Annotated in this window: 17 protein-coding genes; 3 read left to right on the top strand and 14 right to left on the bottom strand. The window is 61.7% G+C overall.

The window, feature by feature from the left end; genetic code table 11:
- Window positions 1-49: 49 nt before the first annotated feature.
- A complete protein-coding gene (locus ACK3BK_RS21340; protein WP_054892498.1) occupies window positions 50-265 on the bottom strand; it encodes a DUF3820 family protein in 216 nt (71 codons plus the stop codon).
- Between the two features lie 224 nt (window positions 266-489).
- Here ACK3BK_RS21340 and ACK3BK_RS21335 point away from each other — a divergent pair, with 224 nt between their 5' ends.
- Window positions 490-966, top strand: a complete 477-nt coding sequence (locus ACK3BK_RS21335) for a ferritin-like domain-containing protein (RefSeq protein WP_411383252.1) — start codon at window positions 490-492, stop codon at window positions 964-966.
- Here the strand turns inward: ACK3BK_RS21335 and ACK3BK_RS21330 are convergent.
- From ACK3BK_RS21330 to ACK3BK_RS21300, 7 genes are all read right to left on the bottom strand, one after another.
- Window positions 963-2,468 (bottom strand): diguanylate cyclase, encoded by a 1,506-nt coding sequence (locus ACK3BK_RS21330; protein WP_411384501.1) that lies wholly within the window; start codon window positions 2,466-2,468, stop codon window positions 963-965. The genes ACK3BK_RS21335 and ACK3BK_RS21330 overlap by 4 nt on opposite strands.
- Before the next feature lie 215 nt (window positions 2,469-2,683).
- Window positions 2,684-4,015 carry an OprD family porin gene (locus tag ACK3BK_RS21325; RefSeq protein ID WP_411383251.1) on the bottom strand — a complete coding sequence of 444 codons (1,332 nt, stop codon included), beginning with the start codon at window positions 4,013-4,015 and terminating at the stop codon, window positions 2,684-2,686.
- 204 nt (window positions 4,016-4,219) lie between these two features.
- Complete coding sequence (locus tag ACK3BK_RS21320) at window positions 4,220-4,444, bottom strand: hypothetical protein (RefSeq protein ID WP_186668326.1); 225 nt, start codon at window positions 4,442-4,444, stop codon at window positions 4,220-4,222.
- Window positions 4,445-4,573: 129 nt separating this feature from the next.
- Window positions 4,574-5,986 carry a heavy metal sensor histidine kinase gene (locus ACK3BK_RS21315; RefSeq protein WP_411383250.1) on the bottom strand — a complete coding sequence of 471 codons (1,413 nt, stop codon included), beginning with the start codon at window positions 5,984-5,986 and terminating at the stop codon, window positions 4,574-4,576.
- Entirely contained in the window at window positions 5,961-6,635 is a 675-nt protein-coding gene (locus tag ACK3BK_RS21310; protein ID WP_063546106.1) for a heavy metal response regulator transcription factor, read from the bottom strand. The genes ACK3BK_RS21315 and ACK3BK_RS21310 overlap by 26 nt, the downstream gene beginning before the upstream one ends.
- Before the next feature lie 9 nt (window positions 6,636-6,644).
- The gene (locus ACK3BK_RS21305; protein ID WP_411383249.1) at window positions 6,645-9,734 is read right to left on the bottom strand and encodes a multidrug efflux RND transporter permease subunit; all 3,090 of its coding nucleotides are present in this window, start codon (window positions 9,732-9,734) and stop codon (window positions 6,645-6,647) included.
- The gene (locus ACK3BK_RS21300; protein WP_411383248.1) at window positions 9,731-10,894 is read right to left on the bottom strand and encodes an efflux RND transporter periplasmic adaptor subunit; all 1,164 of its coding nucleotides are present in this window, start codon (window positions 10,892-10,894) and stop codon (window positions 9,731-9,733) included. Before ACK3BK_RS21300 ends, ACK3BK_RS21305 begins: the two co-directional genes overlap by 4 nt.
- A gap of 328 nt (window positions 10,895-11,222) precedes the next feature.
- Here ACK3BK_RS21300 and ACK3BK_RS21295 point away from each other — a divergent pair, with 328 nt between their 5' ends.
- The gene (locus tag ACK3BK_RS21295) at window positions 11,223-12,806 is read left to right on the top strand and encodes a methyl-accepting chemotaxis protein (protein ID WP_411383247.1); all 1,584 of its coding nucleotides are present in this window, start codon (window positions 11,223-11,225) and stop codon (window positions 12,804-12,806) included.
- Between the two features lie 105 nt (window positions 12,807-12,911).
- On the opposite strand, the gene ACK3BK_RS21290 is transcribed toward ACK3BK_RS21295, so the two are convergent.
- The 5 genes from ACK3BK_RS21290 to ACK3BK_RS21270 all read right to left on the bottom strand — a co-directional run bounded on the left by ACK3BK_RS21290 (window position 12,912) and on the right by ACK3BK_RS21270 (window position 19,867).
- The gene (locus tag ACK3BK_RS21290) at window positions 12,912-13,646 is read right to left on the bottom strand and encodes a YkgJ family cysteine cluster protein (RefSeq protein WP_186668316.1); all 735 of its coding nucleotides are present in this window, start codon (window positions 13,644-13,646) and stop codon (window positions 12,912-12,914) included.
- Window positions 13,643-13,954: a hypothetical protein gene (locus tag ACK3BK_RS21285; RefSeq protein WP_186668314.1), complete on the bottom strand. Its 312-nt coding sequence runs from the start codon at window positions 13,952-13,954 to the stop codon at window positions 13,643-13,645. Before ACK3BK_RS21285 ends, ACK3BK_RS21290 begins: the two co-directional genes overlap by 4 nt.
- Window positions 13,955-14,044: 90 nt before the next feature.
- Complete coding sequence (locus tag ACK3BK_RS21280; protein ID WP_054892508.1) at window positions 14,045-14,944, bottom strand: chemotaxis protein; 900 nt, start codon at window positions 14,942-14,944, stop codon at window positions 14,045-14,047.
- Window positions 14,945-15,046: 102 nt separating this feature from the next.
- Entirely contained in the window at window positions 15,047-17,053 is a 2,007-nt protein-coding gene (locus tag ACK3BK_RS21275; RefSeq protein ID WP_411383246.1) for an autotransporter outer membrane beta-barrel domain-containing protein, read from the bottom strand.
- Between the two features lie 342 nt (window positions 17,054-17,395).
- A complete protein-coding gene (locus ACK3BK_RS21270; protein WP_186721536.1) occupies window positions 17,396-19,867 on the bottom strand; it encodes an autotransporter outer membrane beta-barrel domain-containing protein in 2,472 nt (823 codons plus the stop codon).
- A gap of 451 nt (window positions 19,868-20,318) precedes the next feature.
- Here ACK3BK_RS21270 and ACK3BK_RS21265 point away from each other — a divergent pair, with 451 nt between their 5' ends.
- Window positions 20,319-23,117, top strand: a complete 2,799-nt coding sequence (locus ACK3BK_RS21265; RefSeq protein ID WP_411383245.1) for a hypothetical protein — start codon at window positions 20,319-20,321, stop codon at window positions 23,115-23,117.
- 96 nt (window positions 23,118-23,213) lie between these two features.
- Here the strand turns inward: ACK3BK_RS21265 and norR are convergent, their stop codons facing one another.
- Window positions 23,214-24,764, bottom strand: coding sequence for a nitric oxide reductase transcriptional regulator NorR (norR, locus tag ACK3BK_RS21260; protein WP_411383244.1), 1,551 nt, complete (start codon window positions 24,762-24,764; stop codon window positions 23,214-23,216).
- Window positions 24,765-24,958: the final 194 nt, after the last annotated feature.

Raw genomic sequence — 24,958 nt, 5'->3', positions numbered from 1 at the left:
CACTGGAGGATGCTTCGCAGGCTTGCCCGCGAAGCATCCAGCACTGATCTCAACGCTTGTGCCGCAATGGCACCAGCAACTCGCCCAGGCCGTTGTGATCGATCTCATGCATCAACGCCAGCAACCCGCCCAGCTCGCCGGGCGGAAAGCCCTTGCGCGCGAACCATGCCAGGTAGTCGCCCGGCAGGTCGGCGATGATCCGGCCCTGGTATTTGCCGAAGGGCATGGTCCGTGTGACCAGCAGTTGCAAGGATTCGGGTTTCATTCGGTGAACCTGGTGCGCTGAAAGCGCCGACCATACAGCAATCGCTGTGCGTATCCACCCTGCAATCTGCACGAGCGCGCAAGCGGCGATCATGCAGAACACCGTTTCACTGTCGTCGCGACTATGAAATAAGTAACTGATTTGTAAGCTTTTTATTTTATGTTCAGGCTTGGCATGAAGACTGCTCCAGTCATAGGGACTATCACCTGCCAAGGAGTTACGCCATGAGCAACCCCAACAAAGATGTGATCGACGTGCTCAACGACCTGATCGAGTACTGCAAGGACGGCGAAAAGGGTTTCAAGGAGTCGGCCGATGACGTCAAGAATCCTGAGCTGAAGACCTTCTTCGTCCAGCGAGCGACGGCCTGTAACCAGGCCGCTGCCGAACTTCAGGCTGAAGTACGTAATCTTGGTGGCGATCCCGAGACCTCGACCAGCTTGAGCGGTGATATTCACCGTGGCTGGGTCAACCTCAAGTCGATGGTGACCGGCAAGGATGAAGAAGCGGTGCTCAACGAAGTGGAGCGGGGCGAAGACCATGCCCTGAAGGCCTACAAGGAAGCCCGAGAAAAGCTCGTTAAGCTCAATAACCCCAGCGCGCAGAATGCGCTGACCTTGGTCGATCGCCAACTGCAAGGCGTACAGCGCAATCACGACCAGGTGAAAGCACTGCGTGACGCTGCTCGCGCCCGCTCCTAAGCAACAGGCGTGACAGGCCCTTCTACCCGGTTACGGCCCCCCGCCTTGGCCCGGTAAAGGGCTTCATCCGCGGCACCCAGCACTTCTGTAAGGTCGTGTTGGGTGCCGGGTTCGTAAAGGCCGATGCCAATGCTGACCGTGATTGGCTGCTCATCGGCACCGAATCGCGGCATTGCTTCGACACTCAGGCGAATGCGCTCGGCCAGCAGCAACGCACCGGCCAGTTCGGTTTCCGGCAACACCACCTGAAATTCTTCGCCACCGTAGCGCGCTGCCAGATCGGCCGGCCTGCGGATGCAGCGATTGATGGTGCGCGCCACCTCACGCAGGGCATGGTCGCCGCCAGCGTGGCCGTGACGCTGGTTGAACGCCTTGAAGTGATCCACATCCACCATCAGTACCGCCAGCGCCGTGCGGTTGCGTTGCGCGCGCGCCCATTCCTGACGCAGGACCTGATCGAGGCGACGTCGGTTTGCCAGCCCCGTGAGGCTGTCGGTGGCTGCCAGGGTGGCCAGGCCCTGCTCGGCATCGTGGCGCCGACGCAGTTCGCGCCCCAGCAGCACGGTCAGCCAGAGTATGCCCAGGCATAGCACCCCCGTGGCCAGGCCGACGATCAGCGCCGTGCGCCGCCAGGCCTGGAAGACTTCGGAAGACGAGTGCGCTACCAACACGATCAGCGGCAGTTCGCCCACGCGCGCGAACGTGTACATGCGCCGCTCGTCGAACAGGTTCGAGTGTGCGCTGAAACTGCCGCTGCGCGCCTTGAGAATGCGCTGGAAAATAGGGTACTGGCTGAAGTCGCTGCCGATCGGTAGGTCTTGTGGCCGGGTCGGTTGTCGAGCGAGTAACTGGCCGCTGGTGTTGAGCAGGTTGATGCTGCTGTGCTCGCCGATATCCAGGCGCTGGAACAGTTCGCTGAAATAGGACAGGCGCAGGGCGCCGGTCGCCAGGCCTGCGAACTCACCATTGGGGCCGGGAATGCGCCGGCTGAAACTGATGCACCAATCGAGATCGCCCAGCTGTGCCTTGAACGGTGGACCGACCAGCAGACCGAGGTTGGCATTGGCCTGGTGGGCCTTGAACACCCTCGTGCTGGCGAAGTTGGCCTGGCGTGGAATGATGCTGGTGGAGTCGCCCACCACGTCGCCCTGGGCGTCGAGCCACAGCACATCGCCGCGGCTGCGGTCGACGAAGGCCTGGTTGAACAGCAGGCGTTGGCGCAGCGGGCCGGGGACTTCCGGCAGCTCGCGGCGCCCGACTGCCCAGATCAGGCCCTTGAGCGACTGGTCGTAGAGTTCGGCGTTGCGCAGGATGTCACTTTCGATGAGCTGGACGATGTTGTTCGAGGCGCGGATGGAGGACTGTTCGACACTGTCCCGTTCGCGGCCGAGCAGATAGCTGACGATACCTACAATCGCGAGCACGGCGAGGCAACTGCCCAGGTTGAGGATCAGCTCGGGGTGAGGCCTGGGAAGGATCGGGCGCGGGGATCGAGTGTGCAACATCAGGCTCGCTACTGCATAGGCCCCTCTTTCCGTGAGGGTAGGGCTATAAAGCGGCGGCAATATTCTAGGGAAGTGGCAATTGTCGGACAAGATTAGTCCGTCGGAAATGCATCAGGGGCTTCGCGGGACGAGCCCGCCCCTACAGGGCTGTAGGAGCGGGCTCGTCCCGCGATCACCGGCAACGCCGGTGCCATCCGCTGAGAGAGGGCCGATCAGAACACGTTCAGCGGATAGTCGACGATCACACGCAGCTCGTCGTTATCGTTATCCACGGCCGAGTACCCCTGGCTGCCACGGTGGCTGGCATAGCGCAGCAGCACCGACAGGTCCTTGAACTGGCCTTCCTGGAACACGTACTTCACGTCCAGGTCGCGTTCCCAGTGGCGCGCATCCTTGCCGTCCTCGCTGTACCAGTGGCCATAGCCAACGCTGTTCGGATCAGCCTTGGTGAGGTCCAGCTTGCCGCGCGAATACGACAGCGACGAGGTCAGCCCGGGGATGCCGAGCCCTGCGAAGTCATAGTCGTATTGCAGCTTCCACGAGCGCTCGTTGGGGCCGTTGAAGTCCGAGTACATGCGCGAGTTGTCGAGGTAGATGCTGTCGCCCAGGTTGATGTAGTCGAACGGCGTATTGCCGTTGACCCGCTGGTAGGCGGCAGTGACGCTGTGATGACCGGCCGCCACGGTGAAGTGCAGGCTGTAGGTGTTGTTGTCGATCTTGCCCAGTTTCGACTGGCCAGTGTCCTGGGTGTGGTAGAAGTGCACGCCCGGGTTGAGGCTGACCAGGTCATTGACCACATAGGTGTAGTCGAAGTCGGCGTAGTACTGGTTCCAGATGTCTTTCAGTTCGGCGGCGTAGAGGTTGGCGGTGATGTTCTCGGTGCCGTTCCACGCGGCGCCAGCCCACGACAGGTGCTTGCTGCGCTGGTCGTCGGTCTGCTGGCTATAGTAGGTGTCGATGCGGCGGTGGCCGCTCTGGTTGTAGGGCTTGGTGAAGCTCACCTGGCCGCCTTCGAGCAGCAACCCGTCGACGCTGGTGTTGGTCAGCGCCACGCCACGGAAGGTCTGCGGCAGCATGCGCGTCTCGCCACCGGCGATCACTGGGTTGGTGAGGAACAGGTCACCGGCCTTCAGTTCAGTGTCGAAGCCCTTGAGCTTGATCGCGGCGCCCGCGGTGGAGAATGAATGCGGCGCGGCGCCCAGTTCGTCTTCGTTCTTCTGGTGGGTCGGCAGGATGCTGGTGCCAGCGTGGCCGCCACCGCCATCGAGCTTCAGGCCCAGCATGGCGTGGGCATCGACACCGAAACCGATCACACCGGGCGTGTAGCCCGACTCGAAGCGGGCGACGGCGCCCTGGCCCCACTCGCGATTGTCGCGCACACCCTGGTTGAGTTGGTTGCGGTTGAAGTAGGCGTTGCGAAAGTGCAGGTTCAGCGACGAACCCTCGATGAAGCCATCAGCCTTGTCGTCGTCCGCCTGGGCGGCGTGGGGAATCGTTGCGGCCAATGCAACGAACAGTGGCGTGAAACGGAAAGCGAAGGACACGAGTAAATGCTCCTTTGGTCTAACGGTGGGGCAGTTTCTAATTGTCGGAATTGCAGTTTCTTGTGAGGGACGTTACAAACCGGCTGATAATTAAAGCGCATAAAAAAAGCCGCTGATGCGCAGCGGCTTTAAAAGGCTAACATATCGACACAGGCACTGCCCATGGCGTAGCCGGGGGAAAACAGGACGTGTTCCGGCTGCCGGTCAGCTGTCGGCATTGACATCGTTCGAGACTTTGGAAGCTGTCTGTTGCGCGTCTTTCGTCGCGCCTTGGTGCTGCGCGGCATAGGCATCCTGCGACTGTTGCAGGGTGGCGGCAATCTCTGCGTTACGGGCGACGAAGGCCGGCGATTCCTCAGCCATGGCCAGGGGCGACAACAACAGGGACGACAGGACGAAGACGCTGGCAATACCCATACTGTTGGACATTTGAAACAACCTTCTTGCGTGGCAAGTGTGAGTGAAGACAGGGCTAAGTTAGTCCTGAACAGGCACTTGAAACAGCACCGCAGAGGATAATCACTCTTGCGCAAAAAGTAAGAATTGCTGCGTGGGTCTTCAGACTTTTACCCTAAACCCGCGTAGTTGAGCGCTCGGCAGGTTGATGCCGAAAGTATTGGCGCCCTCTTCGCTGCGTACAAAGACGCTGCCGCCATGCATCAGCGCAATGGCCTTGACGATCGCCAAGCCCAACCCATGGTTACCACCGCCGCTGTTGCTGCGCGCGGCGTCGACCCGATAGAAACGCTCGAACAGCAACGGCAGGTGGGCCTCGTCGATAGCCGGCCCGGGGTTGCTCACGGCGATGCTGACCCGCTCCTTATCGACATCGATCCGTACCTGGATCACTTGCCCGGGGGCAGTGTGCTGTACCGCGTTGTTCAGCAGGTTGATAAGCGCGCGGCGCAGTTGTGCCTTTTCGATCGGGGCCTGGGCATCGCCGCTGACTTCGACGCTGACGCGCGCGTCTTCGAGGATGTAGTCGAGGTAGTCCAGAGTGGTCGCCACTTCCTCGGCCAGTGACGCCTGGGTCAGCGCGGTGGCCTTGCTGCCCTGGTCGGCGCTGGCCAGGAACAGCATGTCGTTGATGATGCTGCGCAACCGTTCGAGTTCCTCGAGATTCGATTGCAGCACTTCGAAGTAGTGCTCGGCGCTGCGCCCTCGGGTCAGGGCCACTTGGGTCTGGCCGATCAGGTTGGTCAGCGGCGAGCGCAGTTCGTGGGCAACGTCGGCGTTGAAGGCTTCGAGCCGCGAATAGGCCTGGCTGACCCGGTCGAGCGCGGCGTTGAAGGCCTTGGCAAACTGCGCCAGCTCCGGCGGCAGGTCCTGGGTGCGCAGGCGGCCGTCCAGGCGCGGCGGGGCCAGCGCCTGGGCTTCTGCCGACAGCGCCAGCAGTGGGCGCAGGCCGATGCGTGCGACCCAGTAGGCCAGCAGCGAGGCCAGCAGCACACCGAGCACGGCCAGGCCGACAATGGCCACCAGCAGGCTGTGCTGGGCCTGCCAGAAGGTTTGTGTGTCGATACCGATCATGAAGCGTACCGCCGGCCGTTCACCCAGGGCCGGCAGTTGGCTGACCAGGATCTTGAACGGATAGGGGTTGTCGGCCAGGCGCAGGTCGCGCATGCCTTCCGGGCCCTGGGCGAAGCGGCGCAACTGCTCGTTGGGGTGGCCGTACTCGAAGCGCGGATCATCGCTGACCACCCAGAAGCGGATGCGCCGGTCTTCTTCGGCCAGCAGGTTGAGTTTGTTGTGGATCTTCGCCCAGTGTTCCAGGGTGCCGAAGCGGTTGAGGGTGGACTCCAGCACGCTGAAGCGCGCATCCAGCTCGGCCGTCGGCAGCAGGTCGAGGCTGCGGTCGACCTGGCGGTACAACGCGCTGCCGATCAGCACGAACACCGCCAGCGCCACTAGCGTGAACAGCAGCGATAGGCGCAGGGCCAGGGAGTTAGCCCGCACGGTTTTCCAGGACATAGCCCATGCCTCGGATGGTGTGCAGCAGCTTGTTGTCGAACGGCCCGTCGAGCTTGGCGCGCAAGCGCTTGATCGCGACCTCGACAACGTTGGCGTCGCTGTCGAAATTGATGTCCCAGACCAGCTCGGCGATGGCGGTCTTGGACAGGATCTCGCCCTGGCGCCGGGCCAGCACGCTGAGCAGCGAGAACTCCTTGGCGGTCAGCTCCAGACGCTGGCCCGCGCGGCTGGCCTTGCGTGCCATCAGGTCGATCCACAGGTCGGCGACCTGGATCTGCAGCGGCTCATGGCTGGTGCTGCGGCGGGTCAGAGCCTGCAGGCGGGCGACCAGTTCGAGGAAGGAGAACGGCTTGCCCAGGTAGTCGTCGGCACCTTCGCGCAAGCCATGAATGCGGTCCTCGACGCGCTCGCGGGCGGTGAGCATGATCACCGGGGTCTGCTTGCGTGCACGCAGGGCGCGCAGCACGCCGTAGCCATCCAGGCCCGGGAGCATGACGTCGAGCACGATCACCGCATAGTCGCCCTCGAGCGCCAGGTGCAGGCCATCGATGCCATCACGGGCCAGATCGACAGTGAAGCCCTGCTCGGTCAGGCCGCGATGCAGGTAGTCGGCGGTTTTTTCTTCGTCTTCGACGATCAGCACACGCATGAGTTTGTCTCAACTGGCGGTCGCGGCCGCGTTGGCGACCTTGCGGCGGTGGAACAGGCGCTCCAGGGCCAAGTATATGACGGGGGTGGTGAACAGCGTCAGCGCCTGGCTGACCAGCAGGCCACCGACCACCGCGATGCCCAGCGGCTGGCGCAGCTCGGCACCGGCTCCGAAGCCGAACATCAAAGGCACCGCGCCGAGCAGGGCGGCGAGGGTGGTCATGATGATCGGCCGGAAGCGTGTCAGGCAGGCCTGGTGGATTGCCTGCTCGGGCGTCATGCCCTGGTTGCGTTGGGCGTCGAGGGCAAAGTCGATGAGCAGGATGCCGTTCTTCTTGACGATGCCGATCAGCAGCACGATGCCGATCAGCCCCATGATGGTGAAGTCCTGGCCCATGGCCCAGAGCAGGATCAGCGCACCGAGGCCCGCCGAGGGCAGGGTGGAGATGATCGTCAGCGGGTGTACGAAGCTCTCGTAGAGCACGCCAAGGATGATGTACACCGCCACCAGTGCTGCGAGGATCAGCCAAGGCTGGCTCGACAATGAACTCTGGAACGCTTGTGCCGCGCCCTGGAAACTGCCGACGATGGCATCGGGCATGCCCAGCTCGCGCTGGGTCTGTTCGAGGATGCGCACCGCATCACCCAGGGCCACGCCGGGGGCGAGGTTGAACGACAGGTTGGCGGCCGGGAACAGGCCGTCGTGGGCGATCGACAGCGGGCCGGTGCTGGGCGGTGCGACATGGGCCAGGGCCGACAGCGGCACCATCTCGCCCGACAACGGCGAGCGCAGGTAGAAATAGTTCAGGCTCTCGGCCTTGCCGCGCTGGCGGGCGTCGAGTTCGAGGATCACCTTGTACTGGTTGGTCTCGGTCTGGAACTCGCTGATCTGGCGCTGGCCGAAGGCGTCGTACAGCGCCTGGTCGACGTCGGTGGTGGTCAGGCCGAAGCGAGCGGCGGCCTGGCGGTCGATGTCGATGCGGGTGACGCTGGCGCCCAGCTGCAGGTCGTTGGACAGGTCACGGAACGCCGGGTTTTCCCGCAGGCGGTCGGTCAGGCGCTGGGTCCACAGGTTCAGGGCCACGCCATCGTTGCTCTTGAGCACGTACTGGTACTGGGTGCGCGACGGGCCGGAGCTGAGGTTGATGTCCTGGCCGGCGCGCAGGTACAGGACGATGCCGGGCACCTGGGCAAGTTTCGGGCGCAGTCGGTCGATCAGCTCGCTGGCCGACACATCGCGCTCGCCGCGGGGCTTGAGACTGATCCAGAAGCGGCCGTTGGCGATGGTCTGGTTGCTGCCTGTGACCCCGACGGAATGTGAGAAGGCGCGCACCGCAGGGTCGGCCTCGATGATCTTCGCCAGCGCCTGGTGCTTTTCGATCATCGCCGGGTACGACACATCGGCGGCGGCTTCGCTGGTGCCAAGGATGAAGCCGGTATCCTGCAGCGGGAAGAAGCCCTTGGGGATGGCGACATAGCCGACCACTGCCAGCGCCAGGGTCAGGCCGAATACACCCAGCGTCAGGCGCTGGTGGGCGAGGGCGTGGTCCAGGCCCTTTTCGTACCAGCGCACCAGGCGCTGGCCGAAGCCGTCGTGGTGTTCCTGCAGCGGTTTGCGCATGAACAAGGCGCAGAGGGTCGGCGCCAGGGTCAACGACACCACCACCGAAATCAGGATGGTCGAGGTGGCGGTCAGGGCGAACTCCTTGAACAAACGCCCGACCACGCCGCCCATGAACAGCAGTGGAATGAACGCGGCGATCAGCGAGAAGCTGATAGAGATCACCGTGAAGCCGATCTCGCCGGCGCCCTTGATCGCCGCCGTGCGGCTGTCGTCTCCGGCTTCCAGGTGACGGTGGATGTTTTCCACCACCACGATGGCGTCATCGACCACGAAGCCCACGGCGATGACGATGGCCACCAGGGTGAGGTTGTTGAGGCTGAAGCCTGCCACGTACATCAGCGCGCAACTGGCGATCAGCGACACCCCCAGCACGCTGGAGACGACCAGGGTTGCCGACCACTGGCGCAGGAACAGCGCCATCACCCCGATCACCAGTATCACCGCGATCATCAGAGTGAGTTCAACTTCATGCAGCGAGGCGCGGATGGTCTGGGTGCGGTCGTTGAGCACCGACACCTCGACCGAGGCTGGAAGCATTTCCTGCAAGCGCGGCAGGGCGTCGAGCACGCGATCCACGGTGTCGACGATATTGGCGCCAGGCTGGCGGAAGATCACCAGGTTCAGCCCGGGTTTGTCGCCGGACCAGGATTTGACATAGGCGTTCTCGGCGCCTTCGATCACCTTGGCCACGTCCTGCAGGCGAACCGGGGCACCGTTGCGGTAGCTGACGATGAGTTGGGCGTAGTCTTCGGGGTGGAACAACTGGTCGTTGGCGGCGATGGTCGAGACACTGTGCTCGCCGTACAGCGCGCCCTTGGCCAGGTTCAGGCTGGTCTGCTGGATGGCCTGGCGGATATCGGCCAAGGTCAGGCCGATGGCCGCGAGCTTCTCGGGCTGGGCTTGTACGCGGATCGCGGGGCGCAGTTGGCCGGTGATGTTGATCAGGCCGACCCCGTCGATCTGGCTGAGCTGGCGCGCCAACAGGGTTTCGGTGTAGTCGCTGAGCTCGTTGCCGGGCATTTGCTCGGAGCTGACGGTCAGCACCAGCACGGGGCTGTCGGCCGGGTTGACCTTGCGCCAGGTCGGTGGGCTGGGCAGGTCCTGCGGCAGGCGCGCAGTGGCGGTGTTGATCGCGGCCTGGACTTCCTGGGCGGCGGTGTCGATGTTCTTGTCGAGGGTGAACTGCAGGATCAGCGTGGTCGAGCCCAGGGCACTGCTGCTGGTCATCTGGGTCATGCCGGGGATGGCGCTGAACTGTACCTCCAGCGGCGTCGCCACCGAGGATGCCATGGTTTCCGGGCTGGCGCCGGGAAGCTGTGCGGTCACCTGGATGGTCGGGAAGTCGGCTTCCGGCAAGGGGGCCACCGGCAGGCGCGGGAAAGCGATGGCCCCCAGCAGCACCAGGGCGAAGGTCAGTAGCAGGGTGGCGATGGGGTGGTCGATGCACCAGGCCGAAACCCCTTTGCGGGTGATCATGGCTGGCTCCGGCGGTCAGCCACTTCGGGGCTGGCGGGCAGGTCGGGGGCGACCTCGACCCGTGCCCCGGGCTTGAGGCGCGACTGGCCGTCGAGCACCAGGCGATCACCGGCCTTGACCCCGGCGATGACGTTCAGCGCGCTGTCCTGGTAGAGCACCTTCACCGGCACGCTGGCAACCTTGTCGCCATCGAGGCGGTAGACGTAATGGCCATCGATGCCTCGCTGCACCACGGGTGGTGGCACCACCAGGGCGTTCTCGTCGATGGCGGTGCGCAGGCGAATGGTCACCAGTTGGCCCGGCCACAAGCGGCCATCCTTGTTGTCGAACTCGGCCTTGATACGCACGGTGCCGGTGTTGGCCGAGACCTGGTTATCGATCAGCGCCAGGTGGCCCTGGCCCAGCAGGCTGCGTTCGCCGTCGGCGTCCATGTAGGCCTCGACCAGCGCTGGTGACGGGGCTTTGAGCAGGTTCTGCAGGCTGGGCAGCATCTGTTGCGGCAGGGCGAACTCGACGGCGATCGGGTCGATCTGGGTGACGCTGAACAGACCCCGGGTGTCGCTGCTGCGCACCAGGTTGCCGGGGTCGACGTTGCGAATGCCGACGCGACCGGTCACCGGTGAGCGGATCTGCGTGTACGACAGTTGGACTTCGGCATTGGCGATGGCTGCCTGGTTACCCTTGACCGTGGCCTGCAGTTGATTCACCAGCGCCTGTTGCTGGTCGAGGGTCTGTTTCGAGACGCCGTCGTCGCTGCTCAGCAGGCGGTAGCGCTTGAGGTCGACACCGGCCACCTGCAACTGTGCCTGGCTCTGGCCGAGTTGGGCGCGAGCCTGCTCGAGGCTGGCGCGGATCGCGCGGTCGTCGAGGGTGGCGAGCAGGTCACCCTCCTTGACCCATTGGCCCTCCTTGACCTGCACCTGGGTCAGGATGCCCTCGACCTGCGGGCGTACGTCGACGCTGTGCAACGACAGTACCGAGCCGATGGCGCTGGCAAAGCGCGGCACGTCCTGCTGGGTGACGCTGATCACCCTGACCGGCACGGCATTTTGCGCGCGTGGGGCAGGCGTGTCCTGGCGCAGGCGCAACCAACCGGCCACGGCGATCAGCAGGAGGATGGCCAGGGTGGCGAGAACGAAGGAGCGGGAGGGACGTCGCATCGGTGCTGGTACCGGTCAGTTGGCAGGGTTGGTTACGTGTCGTGTTCTGCGCGGGCAAGCCCGCTCGCACACCATCTGTTACGGAAGTACCTGTGGGAGGGGGCTTGCCCGCGAACAGAACACCTAGATAACCGGCTTTATGTCCTGTCCTTTTTCTGCTTATAGCCCCTCAATCGGGTCGGCAACGTGACGCCTGGCTGACAGCGCTGACAGTTTCCAATCATTGATGGCCAATTGCCAAGGCATTGCGCTGGATCAATGCCCGTCCGGGGTTTGCCCCTAGAGTCGAACGCCCTCCCGATTGTCCCGACAACAATGAGAGCCTCCGATGAAGTGCAATATGCCTGTTACCGGTCGCCAAGTGGATTATCCCGGTGATGCCAACATCCTTTCCACCACCGACCTCGATAGCCGCATCACCTACGCTAACGATGATTTCGTGCGTATCAGCGGGTTTGCCCGCGAGCAGTTGCTCGGCCAGCCGCATCATGTGGTCCGCCATCCTGACATGCCTGCCCAGGCCTTCGAGCAGATGTGGCAGACGCTCAAGGCCGGTCGTTCGTGGATGGGGCTGGTGAAGAACCGCTGCAGCAACGGTGATCACTACTGGGTCAGCGCCTTCGTCTCGCCCATCGGCAGTGCGGGGCAGACGGTCGAGTACCAGTCGGTGCGCACCCGTCCACTCGACGAGCAGGTCGCGGCGGCCGAGCGCTGCTATGCACGTTTGCGCGAAGGGCGGTGGCGCTGGCGCGAGCGTCTGCCGGTGCCGGGCCTGCGGGCGCGGCTGTCGCTGGGCATTGGCGCTGTGCTGGCGCTGGTGATCGGCGTCGGGCAGGGCTGGTCGGCCTGCGCCTGGCAGGTGTCTTTGATCGAGTGGCTGGCGGCAGCGGGCCTGAGCAGCTTGGCCGTGTGGGGGCTATTGCGCCCGTTCGAGCGTCTGCGTGCCCAGGCCCTGGCGGTGGCCGACAATCCACTGAGCCAGCAGTTGTACACGGGGAGACGCGATGACATTGGCCAGATCGACTTCGCCATGCGCATGCTCAAGGCGCAGTTGGGGGCGGTGGTCGGGCGCATAGGCGATACCTCGACACGCCTGGCCGGGCATTCCGGATCGCTGGCCGAAGCCCTGCAGGCCAGTCATGCCAACAGCCTCGAGCAGCAGAGCGAGGCGGACCAGGTCGCCACGGCGATCCACCAGATGAGCGCCAGCGTCGCCCAGGTCGCCAGTAGCGCGCAGTTGGCGGCGATGGCTGCCGACCAGGCCGAAGACGAAACCCAGTCGGGTCATCAAGTGGTCGACCGCAACCGCTGCGCGATCCAGGACCTGGCCGGTTCGCTGGTGGAGGCGAGCGAGGTGATCCAGCAACTGGAAAACCACAGCGGCGAGATTTCCGGGGTCATCGATGTGATCCGTGGCATTGCCGAGCAGACCAACCTGCTGGCACTCAATGCCGCCATCGAGGCGGCGCGTGCCGGCGACCAGGGGCGTGGTTTTGCCGTGGTCGCCGACGAGGTGCGTGGCCTGGCCCAGCGTACCGCGCAGTCGACCCATGAGATCCAGCGCATGATCGCTGCCTTGCAGGAGGGTACCCGTGCGGCGGTACAGGTGATGCGTCAGAGCAGCACCCACGCCGGGCATAGCGTCGAGCAGGCGCGCCTGGCCAGCGATGCGCTCGACAGCATCAGCGTGCGGGTCAACCAGATCAACGAGATGAGTTTGCAGATCGCGGCGGCGGTGGAGCAGCAGAGCCAGGTCAGCGAGAGCATCAACCGCAATATCGTCAGTATTCGCCAGGCCAGCGAGGCGACGGTGGATGTGGGGCAGCGCAGTCACAGCAGTGCCAGTGATGTGGCGGGGCTGGCGCAGGATCTGCGGCGGTTGGCGGATGAGTTCTGGCGGCGCTGTCAGTGAGGCTGGCGGTGCCCTTTTCGCGGGCAAGCCCCTCCCACAGGGGCTAGGACTGCTTTTTTTTGTGGGAGCGGGCTTGCCCGCGAAAAGGGCACCGCAGATTCCAGCTCAGAACCCGATAAAGGCGTAGTACACCGGCGCTTCGCCGGTCGTCAGCAGCCCATGCCCCTGCAGCCCGTCTGCCAGTTCGACATCTTGCACATGCACTGTCCATGGCACGAGCGCTTGATCGCTCGTCTGATCCAGCGCCGCGAGAAACGCCTGCATGTCTGGCAGCCAGGCGGTGAAACCGTTGCCCTTGAGCGCGCTGGTGGTCATGCCCAACGCCTGGCAGACCGCAACCTTGGCGGCGATGTCGTCGCGGTCGGCCTGGCGCGAGGCTTCGATCAGTGCGGCCAGTTGCGGATCGACGGCCCTGTTGCCGACGATCAGTTGCGGGCCTTGTTGCCAGGCTTCGGGTGGGCAATCCTTGGCTTCGACGCGCAGAGGCAGGTGCGGGTTGACCTCGGCCGGATAGATACGACAGACCAGCGGGCGTGTTTCATAGATGCCGCACAGGTTGTTGGCATCCAGGTTGCGACAGCGCCCTGGATTGAAGGCCGCGAAGGTCACCGAGACCCGTACCTCTGCACTCCCGCAAGGTACGGCGAGCGAACGGCGCAGCACATGATCGCGTTGCTCGACCGGCATGCCCGGGCCATCGGTGACGAAGCCTTCGATCAGTACCACGACCTGGCCGCCACTGGCAGCCCACTGGCGGGACTCGGCGAGCGTGAGCGGTACATGGTGGCCGGTGCAGCACTTGCCGCAGCCGGTGCAGGCGAAACGAATGCCGTCGCTCACTTGGCGCCTGGCTTCCATTCGGTGACGTAGGCTTGCTGCTGGGCGCGGTCGTACAGGCACAGTTCGGTGCCTGTCTGGTTCTTCATGTATTTTGGCTTGTACACGCCTTCGATCAGCAGGGCGCTATAGGCGGTGCGGTCGTCGAATTCAGCGGGCTTGCCCAGGGCGTGGGCGTCCTTGAACTGGCTGGCGGCCAGGCAGCGCTTGACCATCTGCTGGCGGTACTCGTTCCAGGCGTCGGGGCTGGAGGCCTGGGCAAGACCGCTGGTCATGGCGAGGGCAATCAGGGCAATGCGAAGAGGGGTCATAAGCGATACCGGCAAGAAAACCTCGGAAGGGGAGTGATTATGCCCGAGTCCTCCTCACCATCAAGTGAAGGCATTGTGTCGCCAGATGTATCAGCGCTCGGCGAAGCCGACCGCTCGCGCCGCGACGACGAGGCAGTCGGTCAGCTCGGGCGAGGAAAACTTGGTGAGAATCGCGTTGGCGCCTGCGACCTTGGCTTTTTCGGCGCTCATGGCGCTGTCCAGCGAGGTGTGCAGCAGCACGTAGAGGTGCTTGAAGTCCGGGGTCTCGCGCACGGTGCGGGTGAAGGCGTAACCGTCCATCTCGGACATTTCGATGTCCGACACCACGATGTTGATTTCCTGGGCGGTGCCCTGCAGCTCCAGCAGGACATTGATCGCATCCTTGGCGCTGCGCGCGGTATGGCATTCGACACCGAGGTGGCGAAGGGTGTGCACCGATTGCTGCAGCGCCACCTGGCTGTCGTCCACCACCAGGATGTTGGCGGCGGCCAGCAGGCTGGCGTCTTCTGCGCTGAGCTCGCCGGGATGCGTTTCAGGTTCCGGCGGGGCGATGCCGTGGATGACCTTCTCGATGTCCAGCACCTGCACCAGCGTGTTGTCGACCCGGGTCACGCCGGTGATGAAGGAGCGGTTGCCCGAACCGTACGGCGGCGGCTTGATGTCGGTGCTCAGGCAATGGACGATGCGGCTGACCGCCTGCACGTGCAGGCCTTGGCGGGTGCGGCTGATGTCGGTGACGATCAGGCAGCCGCCATCGGGGTCGGCCAGTGGCATTTCGCCGATCGCCCGCGACAGGTCGATCACCGACAGCGAGTTGCCGCGCAAGGTCGCTACGCCTTTGACGTGGGGATGCGACTCGGGAAGCTTGGTCAGGGGCGGGCAGGGAATGATCTCGCTGACCTTGAGCAGGTTGATAGCCATCAGCTTGCCGCTGCGCAGGGTGAACAGCAGCAGGGACAGCGAGTCCGCGCGGGCATTTTGCGTGGCCATGGATAACCTTCGGGCATGTCGGAAAAGGGAGTGGATGCCGGGTTATCGGCCTTGGCCGTTCAGGCTTTAGGCAAAAAAGAGGGCCTTGCGGCCCCTGAAGGATTACCAGCTGTAACGCGCACCCAGGTTGACTCCCCAAGGCTGTTCGATGTTGTTGCCTTTCATGTAGTCGAATCCTGCATTCACCTGCACCGTGTCGGTGACTTGCGCGGCCACACCTGCACCGAGCTCGATGCGGCTGCCCGACAGGTCGTTGTCGAACTTGTTGTCGTTGACCTTGACCTGATTGTTGCGAGCGAACTCGTGGGCTGCTGCGACCTTTACGTAGGGCTGCACGAAACCGCCTTTATCGAGTGGGAAGGTACGGCCGACATGGCTACCGACCTTGCCCAGCAAGGAGTCGGCATTGGCAGCGCTGGCGCGCATGCCGTTGTCCAGGTTGTAGCTGGCACCGTCGACCCACAGCGTGGACAGCTGGGTATAGGGTTCGACGAACCAGCCGTCGTCCAGCTTGATGTGCTTGCCGACTTCGATCGAGGCGCCGATACCGTTGTTGCTGTATTTGCCCTTGGCCTTGCGGCCATCGCTCATGCGTACGTCCGAGGTGTTCTGGAAGCGGTTTGCCTTGAGCAGTGCATCGATGTAAAGGCCATCGTCCGCCAGCCAGGTGCTGTACATGCCCAGATGGAAGCTGTCGACCTTGCCGGTGGTGCCGGCGGACAGATCGAGGTCCGAACGGCTGTAGCCGCCCGTCACGCCCAGCAGCCACTGGCTGCCGTTCGACGGCAGTGGCGCGTCGGCACCGAAGGAAATGCCCTGTTGTACCTGGTTGTAGTCGGCACCGGCGCCTGCAGATACCTTGTGCTTGTTGCCGTAGGTGCGCAGCCAGCCACCACCTTGGGTGTTGCCGTTGCGCAGCTCGCCCATGCGCGAGCGCAGGGTGGTTGCCTCGCCGTACCACACGGTAGGCGCGGCGCTGAACAGACCGGTGACCGTGCGTGTGCCCGGGGTGGTGGTGTTGCCCTTGCGTACCAGGAACCAGTCGTCGCCGCGCTGTTCCAGTTCGTAGGCGAAGGTGCCGAAGTCCACCTGGCCGCCGATCAAGTCGAATTGCGAGGTGCTGCCCTCGCCGGTGTGCACGACCTGATGGTCGATCACTGCGGCGTTCGGGTCGGTGCCGGTGCTTTCCACCAGCAGGCGATGTTCGCCGCTGGCCTTGCCGCTGACGTCGATGAAGTCGCCTTGGCCGGTGGCCAGGTCGGCGCCAAGCACGAAGGTGCCCGAGCCAGACAGCTCGCCCAGTTGCAGGCGATTGAAGCCAGTGCTGCCTCCAGGGCCGCGCAGGTTCACGGTGCCGTCCGAGAGGTTCAGCTTGTCGACGCTGGAATCGCCGGTCAGGGACCAGCTGGAGCTGGCATCGATCTTCAGCGAGGCGGCATTCTCGATGGAACCCGTCAAGCTGGCATGATCAGCCAAGCTTATATTCAAGGTGGAGTTCTTGTCGGCCACGATGTTGCCGGTCAGATGGCTGTTGTTGATCGCCGCATTGGCGCGAGCGCCTTCGCTAACCTCGAGAATCATGCCGTTACCGCCCGAAAGGGTGGAGCCGTTGTTGATTTCGATGTTCACGTCTTCATCGTCGATATGTCGGAGCACCTTGATAGCACTGCCTTCACGACCGATCACACTTGACTGGTCCAGTACCAGATTGGCCTTGGTTGCAGAACCATCTGTGACATCGGGCAGCATGACGATGCCATTGTTGTCGCCAGTGATGACGCTGCCCGCGCGAACAGATGCAGTGGCGCCGGCAATCACCAGACCGACTCCGCCGGCAATGGGGCCCTCTTCGTCAGCGCCTGCCAAGCCTTCGACGTAGGTATTGGCAAGGTCAAGAGTGGCGTTTTGGCTTATGTTGATACCGCGACCAGTGGCCTGGACTTTACTATTGGTGATGCGTGCGCTGGAGGCCTGTTGGTCGCCGGAGAGCGCAATTCCGATCAGCGAACGCCCTGGCCGAGATGGGTCGATGAAGGCTGTAATGGTGCTGGCATCTATCTCTGCATGGCTGTTGTACAGGCTGAGCGCGTTTTCGCCCACGCTGTGCACGCGGCCATCGTTGATGTTTACACGTGAATTGTCCGTAGCAAGGATTCTTCCCGTTTGAGCGCCGCTACTTACATTGAGGGTGTTCTGGCCGACTAGGTAGTAGCGATGCATCGGTGTGTCCCTGTTTACCTCACGGCTTTCGCCGGGACGCAGAATGACATCAGCCGCCATCGCTGTACTCGCGTATGCGCCAGCGCTCAATATTGCCAGCGTGGTCTTGAAAAACATGGAGATCTCCGGTCAAAAAAGATCTGAATTTGATCGGAGGTCTCGGAAGTTGTATGTAGGAATAGTCTGGGGTTGGGGTCGCGGCCGAGTGCACAAGCAGGCTGCTATTGGCCCTTACCAGGCTAGGTTGAATCCGATATTCATACCCCACGGTTGCTCGATATTCTTGCCGTTGCTGTAATCAAGGTCGACATGCAACTGCAGCGCATTTGCCAGCTGGATGGCTACGCCTGCGCCGAGCTCGCCTCGCCCGCCAGACAGATCGTCATGAAAAGTGGTGCTGTTGACGCGAATATCATTGTTGCGGGCGAATTCGCGAGCGGCTGCCAGTTTTACGTAAGGCTGTACGTAACCACCCGATTGCAGGGCGATGGTTTTGCCTACATGGGCCCCGGCCTTGCCCAGCAATGAGTTGGCCTTGTTGCTCTTGAGCTCCATGCCATTGTCCATGCTGTAGTTTTCGCCGTTGACCCAAAGCGCGGACGCCTGGAGGTAAGGCTCGATGAACCAGTTGTCATCGAGCTTGAAATGCCGTCCGGCTTCGACGGATCCCCCGAAGCCATAATTGTTGTATTCACCTTTGGCCTTGTGCCCGTCACTCATGCGCGCGTTAGCCTTGTTCTCGAAGCGGTTTGCCTTGATCACCGCATCAATGTAATAGCCGCTGTCGGCCAACCAGGTGCCGTACACTCCCAGGTAATAGCTGTCCACTCGACCGTCACTGCCCAGGCGCATATTGAGCCGAGAGTCGCTGTACCCTCCCATGATACCGAGCAACCAGCGTCCGCTCTCGGTTGGCAGCGCCCTGTCGACACCTATGGAGACGCCTTGCTGCACTTGCTGGTAATGCACCTGGTCTGCCGCCGAGACACGATACTTGTTGCCATAGGTGCGCCCCCAGAAGCCACCTTGGTCGTAACCACCACGCAATTCGCCCATGCGACTGCGCAAGGTGCTGAGTTCCCCATACCATACGGTCGGGGCGGCGCTGAATACTGCAACGGCCATCTGCGTGCTAGGTGAGATGATCGGATCGTCCTGGCGTTGGGTCAGGTACCAGTCATTGCCCTGGCGCTCCAGTGAGTAGGAGAACGCACCGAGATCGACCAGGCCGTTATCGCTGAGGACCTTGAAGTTGGCATCGCCACCCTGGGTATGCACCACGCGTTGAGCGGTGCCTCCTGCTGTGGGATCTGCTCCGCTGTTCTGGATAGTCATGCCGTAGCTGCCACGCGCGAGGCCTTCGATGTTGACCAGGTCACTGCGACCAGCGGCCAGGTCGGTACCCAGAGCAAATGTCCCGGTGCCGTCGAGGCTGCTTGCCGTGAGCACCCGAAACTCGTCATTGCCACCCCGTAGATTCACCACACCACCTTGCAGGTTCAATGCTCCGACATTCGAGCTATTGACCATGTCGAAGCGGGAGCGATCACCTATCTCGGTGGCTTTTGCATTGGTCACGGTACCCATCAGGCTTGAACCGTTGGCCAGGCTCAACGTGCCTGTGGCAGGTGAATCGTGAAGGATATTGCCGGTCATCCGGCTGTTGTCCAGCGCAATGCCGAGAACGTTGCTGACAGTCCCGGTCAGCGTTGCTCCATTGGCGAGGGTCAGCTCGCTGGCACTGCCAGGGCTTGTGCTGACACTGCCGGTCAGGTTGCTCGCATCCAGCGTCAATGCTGCGACGTTGGTGACATCACCCACGATGCTCGATTGTGCTGTCATGCTCACCGTTGCGCTGGAGCCGACCGGCTGGTTGATCGTGCCGTTCAGTGTGCTGGCAGCCATGGACAGGCTGCGGATGTTGTTCACATTGCCGGTCAGACTGGCGCCATTGGCCATGACTACATCCGCTGACGCATGAGCGGCCACCTGAATATCTCCGGCAAGGGTGCTGGAGTCGATAAGCAGATGCGCCTGAGTGACGGCTGCGGGCGCTTCATCGGGGAGACCGACCTGCAGCAGGATGCCGTTGGCGGCAGTTACGCTCGAGTTGTTGCGAATCTCGATCTGTCCCAGCATCGGATCGATACCAAGGTTGCTGACTACGATGGCGCTACCGCTCTGGGATATAAGGTTGGAGTGATCCACCACCAGTCGCGAATTCGCATGGCCATCATCCACTGCAAGCAACGCCGCAGCGATGTTGCTACCGGTTGCCGTGCTGTTTCTCAGAATCGCCTCTCCGCCGACCAGCGACATGCCAAGACCGCTGTAGACGATGAAGTCTGTCGGGTTGCCGGTACCGGTCAAGGTGGAGTCGATCAACGTTGCACTGCTGCTTCCCGAGACATTCAACCCACGACCGAAGCCGCTGATCTCGCTACCTTCCACCAAGGCGGTCGAAGTTCGGCCGTTGAAGACTAAACCGGTGGAAACCGAAAGCCCCATATTACCGGTGGAGGTCAGCGATGAGTTGCGGATAGTGCTTTGGCTCTCAATGAGATCAAGCGCCGCTCGACTGCCGCCTCGTACTGTGGCGCCGTCCAGCGTGACTGTGGAATCTGGGTCAGCATAAATGTCCAGCGCCTGCCCTCCGGGCTCGATGAGCAGTGTGGCGGCAGTCAGTGTCCAGCGTTCGCTCACGTCGCCGGCTCTTACGGTCGCCGAACCTCCCGCTGGAAGTGTGGCGGCATCAAGGGGGGCTGCGAGAAGGGCAAACAAGCACAGCACGCTTTGGATAGGCGGATTCTTGACTGAAATGCTTCCTTGCATTGGCTCATGCTCCAAACGGATAGGTTTCAACATCGCCCGGTGCCCGGTACACGTATTCCGAGCAGCGCATGCACTTGATATGAGAGCGAGTATAGAAGTCTGTTTCGAGATCGCACACCTGTTAAAAATGCTAGGTTACGGCATTGAATATTCATGCTTGTATGTTTTTGCTGGTAGACAACGAATGGTGATGTGGCTGGGTCGTTCTGAGTCACGGGCGATATGTGTTGTCTCGTGGGTGAGAGCATGTTTGTTGTTTAAACGCTGCGCACTTAATATCGGGTAAATCAGATTGGGTGAGGGCATGAGCATGAACACAAGGATGAATATCAAGAGCGGCCGGCAGGGAAGTGTTGCACCGGCTGCGGAGATATTGCTCGAAGAAATGACTATTCCTAACCGTGACCCTGTCGGGGGACGTATACACAAAGATTTTCTGTCGGACGACGTGGAAGTTATTATTCCGCGGGCTCCAGACATGCGTCGTCAAGACAGTCTTGAACTGTATCGAAATGGTGAACCTTTCGGTGCCAAATACAGGTTGGCAGACCTGGGCTTTGATGATAATACGGTCACGGCTTTTTCTATTCCCTTTAAAGTGGCAGACTTTCCACCACCGGGTGCCGACGTCACGTACACGATGGATTACCGAGTTTTTGACCCTATTTCAGGTAGAGGTAATTTGTCTCTGCTCCCTATTTCGTTGCGTTTCGACCGGTTGGCGCCGGGTGGCGACAATCTCCCGGGTATCTTCTTTACCGGTGAACAGCTCAGGGGGATTACGGAAGCCGATATGGAGGGTGATCTATTAAAGGTCAAGATTGACCCTTATCACGATGGTGAGGCTGAGGACAAAGTCGAGTTATGGGTTTCCAACGTTGATGCCGAGGACGAGCGGTTCTACCTGACCCCGGCATTTGACGTTGCTGACCCGGTTAATATCCTGGATGTTCACTTCACCCGTGAACAGCTCACCGCCTTCGGTGGAAGCGGCAAACTCTATTTCGGTTACCGGGTAACGGATTGGTCAGGTAATGTCAGCAGTCTTTCAAGCACTACGGAGATCCCGGTCTATCTGGATCAACCGGGGCTGGCCGCGGCTGTAGTGCCGGCGGCTGCAAAGGGGCTGATTACCTATAATGATGCCACGCCCTTTATCGAGGTAGAAATACCCACTTACACAGTCGGTACGCCTGCCGCGGGGGATCTCATCACCCTGACCTGGGAGGGCGATACATTCCCTTATATCCTGCAGTCGGCCGACCTGGACAAAGACCCACTCACGATCATCCGGGTTCCCTACGCTACCGTCGCAAAGCGGCCTCTCGGGCAGACCACGATCAACTATTCTTTGAGGCGTGGTTCTGAGCCGGTTGTGCCTTCTCCCGATACCATTGTAAATATCAATCTTGAGTCACCCGGTGGTCCGGATCCGGATCCGGATCCGGAAACACCGGTTCATGAGTTAATCAGGCCTGCAGTACTTACCTGTGGTTCCAGTCCACCCAACACCATCCTGCCTGATGATTTTGGCAAAGCCGCCAGTGTAAAGATTTCCCGTGCCAGGGTTGGAGATAATCAGCCGATCTGGAAGATCGGCGACAGCATTCAACTGACCTATGACACGATCTCCGCGCCTATCGTGCCGACCGTGATCACTACGGCAAATGAAGGCAGCGATATCAGCATTGAGGTTCCGTTCGCCGATGTGATCGAAGCGGTCGGAACAGGCACACCGAAAATCTTCTTTGTCATTACCCGTGAGTTGGATTTGCCTGGTGGCGGTACTACCCCTGTAACGGCCAGATCTCCCGATCAGGAAGTCGTTGTCTCCGCCGGCTCGGAGCTGCCGGGCGGGACTACGCCGCTTCAGTTGGGGAGCTTCCCGGAAGCGGTCGATCACCAAGAAAACCCAGGCGAGGTCTACCGACTCATCCAATACAACGTTGGCAGGAGGGATACGATGTTCCGAATTCCTCTGGCGGGTGTCGCCAACATAGAAATAGGACGCAACCCCAGACTGAGTTACATCTTCGAAGGTTTTAGAACGGGCAACGATGTCAAACCTCCGGAAAAACCATGGACCCCGCTTCCCGGTACTCGCCTCGAGGCATCCAACGTGCCACTGACCCAAGCTGATCTTGACCAGGGATACTATGAGGTGCCCCTGCTGTACCGCACCCTGTTGCAGCGCATCTGCCGCAATGGTGCGGAATTGAACTACTCATTGATCAATGATCTGGAAATTCCGGTGCGGGCGCCTGTAGCCTATGTGTATATCGCAGTAAATGACGGAGGGGGGCAGTGTCTGCTAAGCTTTGCTGTTGATACGCAGATGACATCCTCCAGCTTTGGCGCAGGCGTACAAACGGCACTGCGCGAAGTGAGTAAAACCTCACGGATGAACGGTCCTCTGCAACCGCTCTCGATTCCTGGCCGCGATGCCGACACCGGTATCGTGCCTGTCGAATACCTGAAGAACGACTTGGTCGTTCAGATTACCAAGGCAGATGTCATGACCCCTGCGCATGAGCTCCGTCTGCTGCGTGACTTCGAGGGCTATGGCAGGCCTTACCGATTGACGACAGAAGAGTTGAACGATCCCGAAGTGGTTCAATTCGAACTGAATATCGAGCAGAAGGACTTTCCACGGGAGGGCGCCGATGAGACGTTCACGTTGGATTACGAGCTGTTTGATACCGTCACCCAAACGGGGGTGGTCGCCAACTTGCCGGTCAGCGTGCGTCTGGACCGCCGAGCGCCAGGTGGAAATGCCCTTTCCGCGTTGGGCTTTACCCCTGAACAAGTGAGGAACGGTATCAGGGATACCGATCTGGTCAATGACCGACTGGCCGTTAATGTTCACGCTTACTTGTATGGTGAACAGGGCGATAAAATCGAGTTGTGGCTGGGCTCGTCTGCGGACGAGGGGTTGGGCGAATATCTGGGCGTCAGCAGGGTGGTCGACGATCCCAGGGCGACTCAAGTGGTGTATTTCACACGCGCGCAGCTCTCGAATGGTTTGCGCTACTTTGGTTACCGGGTGCAAGACCAAGCGGGTAACTACAGCGTGCTGTCTCGCCTCATGGATATCGAAGTAGATATCACGCCAGCCCGTTAGTTGACGTTGTCCTTGCGCCTCTTTGCGGATACCGATATCGGAAGAGGCGCATTATTTTACCCGCCCTTGCCGGGCCGCATCGATGCACCGCGTGGCTCAGCGTAACTCGAGTCGACGAGCCAGGCGGCCGAGATTGGCCCGGTCCAGGCCAAGTTCCCGTGCCGCTGCGGCCCAGTTGTATTGATGCCGTTGCAGGCAGTTATCGATCACTTGGCGCTGGTAAGCGTCGACGGCTTCGCGCAGACCACCCTCGGGCAACGGCAGGGCAGGCTCGATGGGGGCCAATGAAGCCGCCTTTGTCGGCAGCGTAGTGCGAAGGTCGAGGTCTGCTGCTTGCAGGGTGAGGATGCGCGGGCGTTCGGGGTGCTGACCGAGGGCCTTGAGCGCCGAGCGTCCGATCAGGTGTTCCAGTTCACGCACGTTGCCTGGCCAGTCGTAAGCCACTAGTGACGTCTGGGCTTCGCTGCTCAGGCGCAGGCTGTCCAGCCCCAGTCTCGAACGGTTTTGCTCGAGAAAGAAACCTGCCAGCAGCAATATGTCCCGTCCTCGCTCGCGCAGCGGTGGAACCTGCAGTGGGTATACGCTGAGGCGGTGGTAAAGATCGGCGCGAAAGTTCCCGTTGCGCACTTCGCTGGCCAGGTCTCTGTTGGTGGCGGCGATCAGGCGCACATCTACCTTGTGTTCGTGGTCCGAGCCCAGGCGCTGCAGTTGGCCGCTCTGCAATACCCGTAGCAGTTTGGCTTGTACCGACAGAGGCAGCTCGCCGACTTCGTCGAGAAACAACGTTGCGCCGTGGGCCAGTTCGAACTTGCCGCGCCGCTCGCCATGAGCGCCGGTAAAGGCGCCCCTGACATGACCGAACAGTTCGCTTTCGACCAGGGTATCGGGCAAGGCGGCGCAGTTGAGGCTGACCATTGGTTTGTCCGCACGCTTGCTGGCCTGGTGCAGTGCCAGCGCGACCAACTCCTTGCCGACACCGGTCTCTCCGGTGATCAATACGGTCAGATCGCTGCCTGCCACCAGGCGGATTTCTTCCAGCAAGTGCTTGTGCGCCGGGCTCTGGCCGATCAGTTCCTTGCGCTGGTCGTTGGCTTGTCGGTAGACCTCCGCGCGTTGCTGCTCGTCTTCCACGCGCAGGGCCAGCTTCTCGATGCGCTCGGCGACGGTGACGGTTGCCGCAGCGAGGCTTGCGAATGCCTGGAGGGCGCCGAGTTCAAGGCTCTGGAACCGGCCCGGGGTGAGGGCGTCAAGGGTCAGCAAGCCCCAGGGGCGTTCGTCGACCATCAGCGGGCAGCCCATGCAGTCGTGCACGTGCAGGTCTGCATCAATTGCAGCGACCAGGCCATCGTAGGGGTCAGGCAGTTCGGAGTCACTGGCAAAGCGCGTCGGCTCAGGCCGACTGAGCAGTATCTTGAAACGTGGATGCTCGCTGACCTTGAAACGCCGCCCCAGGGTGTCTGTCGACAAGCCGTCGACCGCAAGCGGCACCAGCCACTCTCCATCCAGGCGCAGCAGTGCTGCAGCATCGCACGGTAGCAGGCTGCGCATGGATTGCAGTAGGCGGCGATAGCGTTCCAGGTCCGGCAGGTCGCGAGACAGATCGCTGACCAGAGGCAGGAGGGCGGTGAGGAGGGGTTTTGCGAACATGCGGGTTTTCCGGAACGGCGTGTTGACCATACGGTCGGCGAGTTGTCGGGCTGACGTCAAGGTCCGCTTGCAGCGATGCAGCAGGCTGAACGGCAATCGGACCTGGTAAAACTGTCAGGTTACGGCTTCGCGTGCGAAGGGTAGAGTCGAGCGACAACTGCGGCCAGGGCGCTTTGTGCGTGTGCGGGACTGGT

It is taken from the genome of Pseudomonas sp. L7 (genome assembly GCF_046605565.1).
Classification (GTDB): Bacteria; Pseudomonadota; Gammaproteobacteria; order Pseudomonadales; family Pseudomonadaceae; genus Aquipseudomonas; species Aquipseudomonas wayambapalatensis.
Note: the sequence above shows the minus strand (reverse complement) of the source record. Positions and strands in the feature narration are given on the sequence as shown.